This window comes from Pseudidiomarina xizangensis (assembly GCF_052541995.1).
Map to the genome: position 1 here is coordinate 226,847 of NZ_JBOBQA010000002.1, position 11,497 is coordinate 238,343.

The following is an 11,497-nucleotide window of genomic DNA, read 5'->3' on the forward strand; positions in this document are numbered from 1 at the left end:
TTAGGCTCCCCCTGCTGATTTTGCCGTACGACCGCGTTCCACGAGATCGACGAAAAGCTCTTCCAACCTATTCGCTTTGTTACGCATCGACAACACCTTAATGTTTTGTGCGCTGAGCTGATCGAATACTTTGTTCAGACCTTGCGACTTTTCCACGTCAACTTCAATCGTGTGGTCGTCGGTTTGACGCATAGTAAACCCTTCGAGTTGCGGCTCAATGCGTTCGTCTTCATCACGACTTAAATCAAGCACGAAGGTCTCACGATTCAATGTCGCTAATAGGCGTTTAATTGAGGTATTTTCGACGATAGCACCGCGATCGATGATAGCGATATTGCGGCACAAGGTTTCGGCTTCTTCCAGATAATGGGTGGTCAGAATAATTGTTATACCCTGCTTGTTAATCTCCAGCAGGTAGTCCCACATACTGCGGCGCAATTCAATATCGACGCCGGCGGTCGGTTCATCAAGAATCAACAGTTTCGGTTCATGCAGCAGAGCACGTGCGATCATCAGTCGGCGTTTCATACCACCTGACAACATACGTGCCGGGTTGTCACGCTTGTCCCACAATCCCAACTGCTTTAGATAGTGCTCCGCTCGCTCATGGGCAACCTGGCGTGGCACACCATAGTAGCCAGCCTGATTTACAACAATTTGGCGCACTGTTTCAAATTGATTGAAATTAAACTCCTGCGGCACCAGACCGATTTGGCGTTTTAGCTCAACCAACTGGGTATCAAGATCGTAACCAAATACGCTCACTTTGCCTTCGGTTTTGTTCACTAACGACGAAATAATACCAATGGTGGTCGATTTTCCCGCACCATTGGGGCCTAGCAAAGCAAAGAAATCGCCTTCTTCAACATTGAGGTCGATGCCTTTCAAAGCTTCGAATCCACCTTTGTAGGTTTTTCTTAAGTTATTAATCGATAAAGCTTTCATGTCGAATTACGACTCCTCTCCGTAGCCCCAGCGAGGCTGCAAAGTTTGCTCTAAACCAAGGTGATCAAGCACCCGCGCGACCACGAAATCAACCAAATCTTCAATGCGCTTCGGCTGATGATAAAAACCTGGCGCGGCGGGCATGATCGTCACCCCTAAGCGCGCCAACTTCAGCATATTTTCCAAATGAATCGCAGATAACGGCATTTCGCGTGGTACTAGGACCAACTGCCCGCGTTCTTTGATAACCACATCGGCAGCACGTTCGAGTAAATTATCACTAGCACCGGTGGCGATCGCTGACAAAGTACCCGTCGAACATGGACACACCACCATACGTTTTGGCGCAGCCGAACCAGAAGCTGAAGGAGCGAACCACTGCTCTTTGCCATAAACCTGTAGCTGTTCGCTACTTACTTTAAACTGCTCACGTAACGCGTTGCCCATCGCTTGTGGAGCCGCTGGCAATTGCCAGTCGAGTTCAGTAACAAAGACTACGCGCGCCGCGCTCGACATCAGCACATGCACTTGCTGCTGTTGTTGGAGTAAGCATTCTAACAAACGCACCGCATAAGGTGCACCCGAAGCGCCGGTAATGGCGAGTGTTATCGCTGAATTTGAGACCGTCATAGAGCTACCTTTTGTCATTGCTGACCAGCTAATTCTTGCAGCAACCGTTGATGCAAACCACCAAACCCGCCATTACTCATAATGAGGACCTGATCGCCAGGCTCTAGAGTACGCAACAGTTGCGTTACAAGTTCATCAACTGTGTGGGTTACCTTGGCTGTTGGTACATAATCTGCGATCGCCCATTGTAACCCTTCAGGTTGCAACATAAAGCATGAATCCGCTGCGTTTAACGCAGCATCAAGTTGATCAGCGTGAATACCGCGTTTCATGGTGTTCGAGCGCGGTTCAAGTACAGCGACGATACGGGCAGAGCCGACCTTTGCACGCAATGCGTTGAGCGTGCTGGCGATCGCGGTTGGATGATGAGCAAAATCATCATAAATCGCAATATTATTTGGCGTCCCAAGCAATTCCAAACGTCGCTTGGTATTTTTGAATTCACCTAATGCGGCGGCCGAGACATCTAACGGAACACCGACATGATGCGCCGCTGCCATGGCCATCACCGCGTTCGCAGCATTGTGCTTACCTACCAGCTCCCAGTCTACTGTAGCGCTTTTATCGTGGTGAGTAACAGCAAAGCTATTAGCGTCTGGGTGCACAAGCTTAAATTGCCAATCTGCGTTCGCGCCGGCAGCAGCGGACGCAAGTGTTGCACGCTCGCTCCAGCAACCACGCTCCAGCACTTGCGCAATGTTGGCGTCCGCAGCTGGATAGATGATTTTACCGTAGCCTGGAATGATCCGGACCAAATGATGAAATTGCGTTTGAATCGCCGCTAGATCCGGGAATATATCCGCATGATCGAATTCGAGATTATTCAAAATCAGGGTCGAAGGCTGGTAATGCACGAACTTCGAGCGTTTATCAAAAAATGCGGTATCGTATTCGTCGGCTTCAATGACAAAGAAGTCGCTCGCACCTAATTGTGCTGAGCAACCAAAATTCGCTAGTACACCGCCAACCAAAAAACCCGGCTGATAACCGGCTTGTGCTAGAATCCACGCCAACATGCTGGCAGTCGTGGTTTTGCCATGGGTACCAGCCACTGCGAGTACCCATTTGTTTTGCAACAATGCGTCATGCAACCACTGTGCCCCAGAACGATAGGGAATACGCTGATTCAAAACCGCTTCCACTGCTGGGTTACCGCGACTTAACACATTACCAATAATCACCAAGTCTGGGCATGGTTCAAGTTGCGCCGGATCGTAGCCCTGATAGACATCGATCCCCAACGCGGCCAATTGATCGCTCATCGGTGGGTAAACGGCAGTATCGCTACCGGTAACATGGTGTCCCATGGCTTTTGCCAACGCGGCAATGCCGCCCATGAAGGTGCCGCAGACACCAAGAATATGAATATGCATAATTTCGTCCAGTCGTTACATCGCATCGCTGTGCGCACTAAAAACGGGGCTAGTGTAGCATGCAGGTACAATTTACATAGATTCTTGCAGGCATTTTACCTGTTTTTGCGGTAAACTTAGCCGCGATTTTGAGCAGCACTTCAAATGAGGACGTTATGCAACGCTTAATTCCTACGTTACGCCGTGATCAGGTCGATGAGGGACTTCTTTCAGTCATAAATACTCTACAAATTTGTGCCAAAGAAATTTCATTCCGGCTCCATCAAGGTGAGTTGGCAGGTGTGCTTGGCTCGACTCTGGACGAGAACATTCAGGGTGAAACGCAAAAAATGCTCGACGTCCTCGCCAATCAGTTACTGAAAGATATTCTACTGGAGAATCCTCACGTTCGTGCGGTCGCTTCTGAAGAAGAGGAAGGAATTGTCGATGGCGAGCAAACGGGCGAATACCTAGTTGCTTTTGATCCGCTCGACGGCAGTTCTAATATCGATATTAATAGTCTCGTCGGTACCATTTTTTCGATATTGCCAACACCAGATAAGACAACTTCGGGTCCGGAGATGTTCTTACAGCCAGGCACTCATCAGGTTGCGGCGGGCTACGTCCTTTATGGACCATCGACCATGCTAGTGTTCACTACCGGTCGCGGCGTGCGGGTGTTCACTCTGGATCAGAAAGTTGGTGAGTTCTTACTCACTGATACCGATATTGAAATACCGCAGGAAACCTGTGAGTTTGCCATCAACATGTCAAATTACCGTCATTGGCAACCACAGATGCGTCGTTACGTTGACGACTTGCTGGCTGGCGAGCACGGCCCCCGCTGTAAAAACTTTAACATGCGCTGGATAGCAGCGATGGTTGCCGATGTCCATCGCGTGCTCTGCCGTGGCGGGTTATTTACCTACCCTGGCGATAACCGCAAACCCAATAAACCTTACAAGTTACGCCTGATGTACGAAGGCAATCCAATGGCAATGCTGGTTGAGCAAGCCGGTGGACGCGCCCATACCGGTGAACAACGCATCCTCGAAGTTCAGCCTGTAGACATTCATCAACGGGTTAGCGTCATTTTAGGCTCCGCACAAGAAGTAACTACCTGTGTAGAGTACTTACAAGCTTCGCATTCGGCGGCAACAGACGTATAATAAGCCACCTAATTTTTTACCATAATTGAACAAACAGGAACGACCATGAGTTTGAGTGATGTAAGTGCAGGTAAAAACTTGCCAGAAGAAGTCAATGTCATCATTGAGATCCCAGCCAATGCGGATCCGATAAAATATGAAGTCGATAAAGAAACCGGCACCCTATGGGTTGATCGTTTCATGTCTACTGCAATGTTCTATCCGTGCAACTACGGTTTTGTAAATGACACTTTATCGCTTGATGGTGACCCGGTTGACGTATTGGTGCCGACACCCCATCCATTGCAACCCGGCTCTGTCATCAAATGTCGCCCAGTCGGCGTTTTGAAAATGACCGATGACGCAGGTCAGGATGCCAAAGTTGTCGCAGTTCCTGTCAGCAAACTGAGCAAAGAATACGATCACATTAAAGACGTTAACGATTTGCCCGAGTTGCTGAAAGCACAAATCACCCACTTTTTTGAGCATTACAAAGAACTCGAAAAAGGCAAATGGGTCAAGATTGAAGGTTGGGGTGACATCAACGAAGCGAAAGATGAAATCCTAAGTTCATTCGAACGCGCAAAAGCTAAATAAACTGAATGAGCGCCTGCGTTGAGCTAAATCAACTTGAATTTAGCTGGCCGGGTGCTCAGTCGCCGTTACTGAGCATCCCGCAGCTCTCTCTCGCCCGTGGTGAGCGGATACTACTGCGTGGTGCTAGCGGTAGCGGTAAATCTACTCTGCTAAGTCTTATTGCTGGCATTCATACCACAGCGCCCGGGCAGGTGCAGGTACTTGGGCATGATCTTGCCAAGCTTAACCAGCACCAGCGTGATCGCTTGCGCGCCAATGAAGTCGGTTATATTTTCCAGCAATTTAACCTGCTGCCTTATTTGTCGGCCATTGCCAACGTTACGCTTGCCTGTCAGTTTGCGCCTGCTCGCCGGCAGCGGTTGGCTGGCAAATCTATTAACGCCACAGCGACAACCCTGCTTGACCGACTCGGCCTTAGCCGTGCTCAACAGCAACAACCTGCCCACCAACTTAGTGTCGGGCAACAACAACGGGTTGCAGCCGCGCGGGCCCTATTAGGTAGTCCGGCGCTGATCATCGCCGATGAGCCAACCTCTGCACTCGACCAAGCCCACCGCGACGACTTTATTCAGTTGCTATTTGAGGCCTGCGCCGAGCAAGACACGACCTTACTTTTTGTCACTCACGACGCTACCTTAGCGCCCCACTTCCCGCGTGCTATCGAGTTGCAGGAAATCAATCAAGCTGCGACGGAAGGTGGCCATGTTTAAACTAGCCTTAGCGAGTTTATGGAATCGTCGTGGCAGTGTCTGGCTTACCATTATCGCGATCGCCGTTAGTACCTTGTTACTACTCGGCGTTGAACGCATACGCGTGCAAACCCAAGAAAATTTTGCCAATACTATTTCTGGTACCGATTTAATCGTTGGCGCACGAACCGGTTCGACCGAACTTTTGTTAAGCAGTGTTTTCCATATCGGCAATCTATCCAACACGCTCAATTGGCAGAGCTATCGCTACCTGCAGCAACTTCCCAGCGTTAAATGGCATATTCCTATGGCAATGGGCGATAGTGTGCAAGGCTTACCAGTAATTGCCACTAGTGACACATTATTTGAACACTTCCAGTACGGCAGCAAGCAACCTTTGCGCTTTGCTAATGGCTCGAATTTTTCGAGTCGTGCGACACCGACCGTCGCGGTATTAGGTGCTGAGGCAGCAACAGAACTACAGTTAAGTGTGGATGATCCTTTAACGATATCGCATGGTACGGGTGATATCAGCTTCAGTAATCATGACGCTCACCCATTTACCGTGGTGGGTGTGTTGGCACGCACAGGTACTCCTATTGACCGCGGCGTGTTTATTCCATTAGCCGGCCAAGGTCTGGTGCATGGTGAATACTTGGTCGGGGAAGATAACGCCGACCAGCACGACGATACTGGTGATCACGATCACCAGCATACCGATGAACAGCATCAGCAACATACCGATGAACAGCATCAGCAACATACTGCGCCGCCGGTCTACACTTTGAGCGCTGTCTTACTCGGTCTTGAAAACCGCGCCTTCGCCTTGCGTCTGCAACGCATGATCAACACCTATGATGACGAAGCTTTGTCGGCAATTATGCCGGGCCTTGCACTAAAGAACTTCTGGCGCACATTAAATCTGTTCGAACGCGCCCTGATGACTATATCTGTGCTGGTCGTAATCACTGGCTTATTAGGGATGCTCACCACACTTTTAGCCAGTTTACGTGAACGACGTCGCGAAATGGCGGTCTTACGATCTATTGGCGCTGGTCCAGTCACTATTCTCGGGCTCTTAGTCTGTGAAGCTGCAGCCGTTACCGTTTTGGGTACGGCATTAGGTACCGGCGCACTTTACGCGGTTTTAGTACTCGGTGCTGATATGTTACACAACACCCTGGGTATTCAGGTCACCGCCAGCCTGTTAACCCTGCGAGAAGTATACTTGTTGGTAGCAATTATTGGTGCTGCCATTGTCTTAAGTTTCTATCCGGCGTGGCAAGCGTATCGCAATGCTTTAGCTGATGGATTAACGGTGAAGTTATGATGAAAAGTTGGTTAGCCAGTTTGGCTGTCATTGCGATGTTTTCAGCAGGCGCGGCAAGTGCCAGTGATTATCGTGAAATCGAATGGAAAAGCCTGATCCCAGAAGGTTACACTCCACCTCCGGTACGCAGTCAAGCCTACTATGATATGAATCCAGAAGCCATGGGACAACCCGAGATGAATGCACCTGTAGTTGCGGCTCTGGATGGTCAGAAGGTCCGTATTCCAGGATTTGTTGTACAATTACAAGCTGACGATGGCAAGGTCACGGAGTTCTTACTGGTGCCTTACGAGGGTGCCTGTATTCATGTGCCACCACCACCACCAAATCAAGTACTCTTAGTTCGTTATCCAGAAGGTTATCCGATCCGTCAGGCCTTCAACCCAGTTTGGGTCGAAGGCACGGTCAAAGTAGAACGGGCAGACGGCGAGCTCGCAGTTGTTGGCTATCAACTCGATGCCGCAACCGTAACTCCGTATGGCGGATAAGCCTAAAAGTGCAACTCTAGACCCAGATAAGGTCCACGGTATTCCAGGTTGCTGTACACGTCGTCTAAACCATCAAGCTCGATGTTGAATACCCGATAGCCTAGCTGCAAATTCAGGTCGACGGCCAGGTTTTCTATCACTCGGTATTCAATACCGGCTTCATAATCTTCAATTTTCGAGTCATCAATGCTTAATGCGTTCGCCACGCCATAAATGGTAAACGGGGTTGCTGGAATGCCAACCCTTAACTGGCTGTAAAGCGTAGGGATCCAGCCATCAGTTGCGCTTGCTCGCATGACTTCCTGACTGCGTACTTCAAGATGACCTTCCACCCGCTTCGCGGTCACACCCAAATCAAAAGTCAGCAGATCGTTATCAAACAGCTCGTAGTAAAGCGTGTAGTCGGTGTGGCTAAAGTCGGTTTGATAAGTTACCGGGGTCCCGGCACTGAACGTTGTGCCGAAAAAGCTTAAATCCTGACTCAAATTTTGTTGGCCATCACTAACTAATTCGTTGTGCCGCACTTTCAAATTTGGAAATAACGGAATCGGGTGTTCCAGCACAATGTAGTAGCTACTTTGCTGTTCGTCATCAAAAGCGAAATCTGGATTCGTGCTGTTACTACCAAAACTGCCGGACGTTTCGGTTTGCCAAAACTGTCCCCCAGCATAAACGCCGAACACTGTATCAGCCGCAACTGGTGTAGACAGGGCGCAGCACGCCAACAGCGTTGTGAGTTTGAAACCTTTATTGTTAGCCATGTGACAACTTTCCTTGCGGTTCTTAGCGAAGATTTCAGATTACTTAGATGAAATTACTGCAGCGGACGCACTTCCGCATCCACTGCTAGCACGTCAGCATCAGCGAACTGCAATTGAAAAGCAACCTGTTCACCCACCTTAAACGGAATCTTTACACCAAAGAACATCACATGGTAGCCACCGGGTTGAAAAATTACCGATTCATTCGCACCGATCACCAACTCAGGTACCCGGCGCATACGCATCATACCGTCTTCGGTCATAATATGCTGATGCACCTCGGCCGCACGGGCGGCCGCAGTCGATACACCGCTCAGGGTTACCGCGTGATCGCCATGATTGCTGACCACCATATAACCGGCACCATTAACAGTACCCGGAATAGTAGGCTTCACCCATGCTTCAGTCACTTCGACTTGCGCCGCCTGCACACTGACACTCAGTACCAAAATACCCAAGCCTACTACCAGCTGCTTCATAACCTTGCCTTATTCGTTAATCAAAGTAGGCTTTAGTTTACACAGCTTTTGGGCGTTTTCGAACCAATAAGTAGATGATTCCGCATAACAGCAGATAGGGCCACAACCAACTGAACAAAACTGCGATCAAAGCTACGGCAGCGACGATCAACCCCACTGCGATACTACCGCCGACCATTACCACTAATGCAAAAGCACCCAGGGCAATAGCGATCATCACCAAACCAGTAATGCCAACGCTTACTACTAAACCAATAATTGCACCCAACAGGCCCAGAATTTCATCGCCGAACAGTGCTAGGCCGATAACTGCAGCAATGACCCATAACCAAGTCGATTTGTTTCCCATGATGTTCTCCATTAACTATCACTTTAAAATGTTCCCCTTAAAGTAATACAAGAAACGTGCCAGCATGCTATGAGTCTGTTTTAAAACGATTATTATTTGGCTGGTTGGTTCCGGATATAAAAAAACCGCCACAATGTGGCGGTTTTGACACAACTTTAATTACGCAAACTAGAAGCTGTAAGTTAGCTCGGCGTAATAATAACCGCCGTTAAAACCAAATGGTGCATTTGTTAGCGGATATCTAAAAATGCCGTTAAACTGACTTTCCGGACGTTGCTTATCAGGATATTCGTCAAATAAATTTTGTACTCCGGCACTGACTGACAGCTGATTGTTCAGGCGATACTTAGCTGACAGGTCGGTCACCCACTTGGCACCGAACTCAGTCTGTACACCCCGGCTATTTTCCAATATGTAGTCACCGAAGTAGTTGAACGCCAGCCGAGTTTCTAACGCACTTATGGTATGTGTGAAGGCGATGCTGCCGCTGTTTCTGGGTACCGAGCGAGTCATTCGGGTACGTTCAACACCGTCGAATAAGTTGTCTTCCAGACCATCAAGTAAGGCGGGTAAATTAACATCATCAATCTCGGTTTTGTTGTAGCCGTAAGCAAGTTGCGTACGCAATTCGCCATATTCGCCAAACTGGACCGTTTTCGATGCCACTACGTCAACGCCACGCGAGGTAGTGTCGACCGCATTTACAAAGAAACGCGCGTTATCAGCACCGCTAGCTGCTAAAGCATCTGCAACGGCAGCGGAATCTTGAGGACTGACATCGCCTGACAGAATAATGCGATCATCGATTGCGATTTGGAAAGCATCTATGGTTAGGGTAAATCCATCATAACCATTAAATACCACTCCCGCGCTAAAGCTTTGCGATTCTTCTGGCTCGAGACCTTCGATTCCTAACTCACGTGCAACACTGCTGATATTATTGAAGGTTCCACTTTGTTCAGGCTGTAAGCCGTTGCCCCGATCGACAAAAAGTGTCGAAATGTTGGAGAAATACAACTGTTGCACACTAGGTGCGCGGAAACCGGTATTGGTCGTCGCACGGATGGCCCATTCGTCACTTAAATCATAACGACCTGAAACCTTCCAGCTGGTGTTGCTACCGAAGTCTGAATAATCTTCGTAGCGAACCGCTGCGCCCCATTGGAAATCAGGCGTGAGCATATTTTCGACTTCAACATAAACGCCGGTGTTATCTCGTGATTCGTCCACCTCAGATTCAGGTTTGAAGCCAGTGAAACCCTGACTTCCCGATGAGCGCCCATCGTAGCCACCATCGACGTACGACGCTTCCTCACCAGCGCGGATTTGATAGGTATTCTCGCGATAGCTAATGCCAAACGCAACTGAGAGATCTGAGTTATTCACAAAGGGAAGAAAACGCGAGAAATCGACTGTCGCGGTCATTTCATCAGTAATGAGCGTTCCGGCATCAAATTCGGTTTGTGAAGATGGACCAATTGAGGCGTTAAGGGAGTTCTCTACACGATATTGAAACTCACTTTCGCCATAACCAGTACTTGCATCCACTTGCCACTGACCTAGGTCAAAGCGGTAGCCCACGTAGCCAGAAACGTCGCTGGTTTCTGGTGTCAATAAAGGTAGAAAACCATCCGCATACACTTCGATGATGTTCCGCGAATCAAGAGCCCGTCGGTAGAATGCACCGGATTGCGTGGTGCGATCGCTTACCCCACCAAAAGCATAAAGTTCGCCTTCACCTAGCGCGATGCTGGCATTGGCAAACAACGCTTTATTTTCGAACTCTGCAGCACCCACATGGTGATTCAGGCGATCAAACGTTTGTTCCCGTGGGTCGAGTTCACCATCAACCAAAGGATACTGTTGGCGCGGGTCAAAACCAGCACGATTGGTCTTGTTCTTGTGGTGATATTCCGCAGATAAAGTTAACTGTCCGTCATCGCCTAATTCGAAGCCGACATTGCCGTGGACTTTATATTGTTCACCATCACCCTCGTACGTTTGACCAGTTATTGCGGTAACGCTGCCACCCTCTGCTTGGTCCTTAAGAACGATATTGATTACACCCGCAATTGCATCTGAGCCATACAACGCTGCAGCACCGTCGCGTAGTACTTCAATCCGTTTTATCGACGAAATTGGTATAGCGTTAAGATCGACGTTAGAGCTACCACGACCCGTGGTACCATTTAAATGAACTAATGCGCTCATGTGACGCCGTTTGCCATTGACCAGAACTAAGGTGTGATCAGGCGATAATCCGCGCAATGAAGCAGGTCGTACCGCGTCTGAACCATCGGTAATCGATGAAGAAGGAAAGTTAAAGCTCGGTACTGCATATTGTAATGCGCGGGCAGTTTCAGTAATGCCACTGGCCGTTAATTCTTCGCTGGAGATTATATCAACCGGAGCGGTACCATCCGTTGCGGTACGCATCGATAAACGCGAACCGATTACCTGTATGGTTTCCTCAGCTTCAATTTCTGGACCATTTTGCTGTTGAGCAAACGCACCAGAGCTAAAGGTTGCTAAACTAGCTACCGCCCCGGCATTTATCATTGTTACTAACGTTTTATTTATCTGCATCGTCTGTACCTCTCATGAATCTAGTGACACTTCTTTTTAGTGTGCGCATGATAGCAATAAAGTATAAGACCGCTCAGTTGACTTTAGTCTAATATATTCCGAAGGGATAAGAGCGATGTTGGCTGTCGAAAGAGCAAAGGCGA

12 protein-coding genes are annotated in these 11,497 nt (G+C 48.9%); 5 read left to right on the plus strand and 7 right to left on the minus strand.

From position 1 onward, the window contains the following. From ACQ5ES_RS08435 to mpl, 3 genes are read right to left on the minus strand one after another with little or no spacing between them, the layout of a single operon-like run. Positions 1-945 carry an ABC transporter ATP-binding protein gene (locus ACQ5ES_RS08435; RefSeq protein ID WP_445015794.1) on the minus strand — a complete coding sequence of 315 codons (945 nt, stop codon included), beginning with the start codon at positions 943-945 and terminating at the stop codon, positions 1-3. Positions 946-951: 6 nt separating this feature from the next. After that, the gene (locus tag ACQ5ES_RS08440) at positions 952-1,575 is read right to left on the minus strand and encodes a flavin prenyltransferase UbiX (RefSeq protein ID WP_445015796.1); all 624 of its coding nucleotides are present in this window, start codon (positions 1,573-1,575) and stop codon (positions 952-954) included. 14 nt (positions 1,576-1,589) lie between these two features. Beyond that, positions 1,590-2,948 carry a UDP-N-acetylmuramate:L-alanyl-gamma-D-glutamyl-meso-diaminopimelate ligase gene (gene mpl / locus ACQ5ES_RS08445; RefSeq protein ID WP_445015798.1) on the minus strand — a complete coding sequence of 453 codons (1,359 nt, stop codon included), beginning with the start codon at positions 2,946-2,948 and terminating at the stop codon, positions 1,590-1,592. A 155-nt stretch (positions 2,949-3,103) separates the two neighbouring features. Here mpl and ACQ5ES_RS08450 point away from each other — a divergent pair, with 155 nt between their 5' ends. The 5 genes from ACQ5ES_RS08450 to ACQ5ES_RS08470 are packed head-to-tail and all read left to right on the plus strand — an operon-like array spanning position 3,104 to position 7,179. Then, positions 3,104-4,096, plus strand: coding sequence for a class 1 fructose-bisphosphatase (locus ACQ5ES_RS08450; protein WP_445015800.1), 993 nt, complete (start codon positions 3,104-3,106; stop codon positions 4,094-4,096). A gap of 45 nt (positions 4,097-4,141) precedes the next feature. Next, on the plus strand, positions 4,142-4,672 hold the full coding sequence (ppa, locus tag ACQ5ES_RS08455; protein ID WP_445015802.1) for an inorganic diphosphatase: 531 nt from the start codon (positions 4,142-4,144) through the stop codon (positions 4,670-4,672). A 5-nt stretch (positions 4,673-4,677) separates the two neighbouring features. Next, positions 4,678-5,382, plus strand: coding sequence for an ABC transporter ATP-binding protein (locus tag ACQ5ES_RS08460; RefSeq protein ID WP_445015804.1), 705 nt, complete (start codon positions 4,678-4,680; stop codon positions 5,380-5,382). After that, entirely contained in the window at positions 5,375-6,691 is a 1,317-nt protein-coding gene (locus ACQ5ES_RS08465; protein WP_445015806.1) for an ABC transporter permease, read from the plus strand. The genes ACQ5ES_RS08460 and ACQ5ES_RS08465 overlap by 8 nt, the downstream gene beginning before the upstream one ends. After that, positions 6,688-7,179 carry a DUF3299 domain-containing protein gene (locus ACQ5ES_RS08470; protein ID WP_445015808.1) on the plus strand — a complete coding sequence of 164 codons (492 nt, stop codon included), beginning with the start codon at positions 6,688-6,690 and terminating at the stop codon, positions 7,177-7,179. Before ACQ5ES_RS08465 ends, ACQ5ES_RS08470 begins: the two co-directional genes overlap by 4 nt. 2 nt (positions 7,180-7,181) lie before the next feature. Here the strand turns inward: ACQ5ES_RS08470 and ACQ5ES_RS08475 are convergent, their stop codons facing one another. The 4 genes from ACQ5ES_RS08475 to ACQ5ES_RS08490 form a co-directional block, all read right to left on the minus strand. Beyond that, positions 7,182-7,940, minus strand: a complete 759-nt coding sequence (locus ACQ5ES_RS08475; RefSeq protein WP_445015810.1) for a TIGR04219 family outer membrane beta-barrel protein — start codon at positions 7,938-7,940, stop codon at positions 7,182-7,184. Between the two features lie 53 nt (positions 7,941-7,993). Next, on the minus strand, positions 7,994-8,419 hold the full coding sequence (locus ACQ5ES_RS08480) for a copper chaperone PCu(A)C (protein WP_445015812.1): 426 nt from the start codon (positions 8,417-8,419) through the stop codon (positions 7,994-7,996). 37 nt (positions 8,420-8,456) lie between these two features. After that, a complete protein-coding gene (locus ACQ5ES_RS08485) occupies positions 8,457-8,768 on the minus strand; it encodes a hypothetical protein (RefSeq protein ID WP_445015814.1) in 312 nt (103 codons plus the stop codon). 168 nt (positions 8,769-8,936) lie between these two features. Beyond that, the gene (locus ACQ5ES_RS08490) at positions 8,937-11,354 is read right to left on the minus strand and encodes a TonB-dependent receptor plug domain-containing protein (RefSeq protein WP_445015816.1); all 2,418 of its coding nucleotides are present in this window, start codon (positions 11,352-11,354) and stop codon (positions 8,937-8,939) included. Between the last annotated feature and the right edge of the window lie 143 nt (positions 11,355-11,497).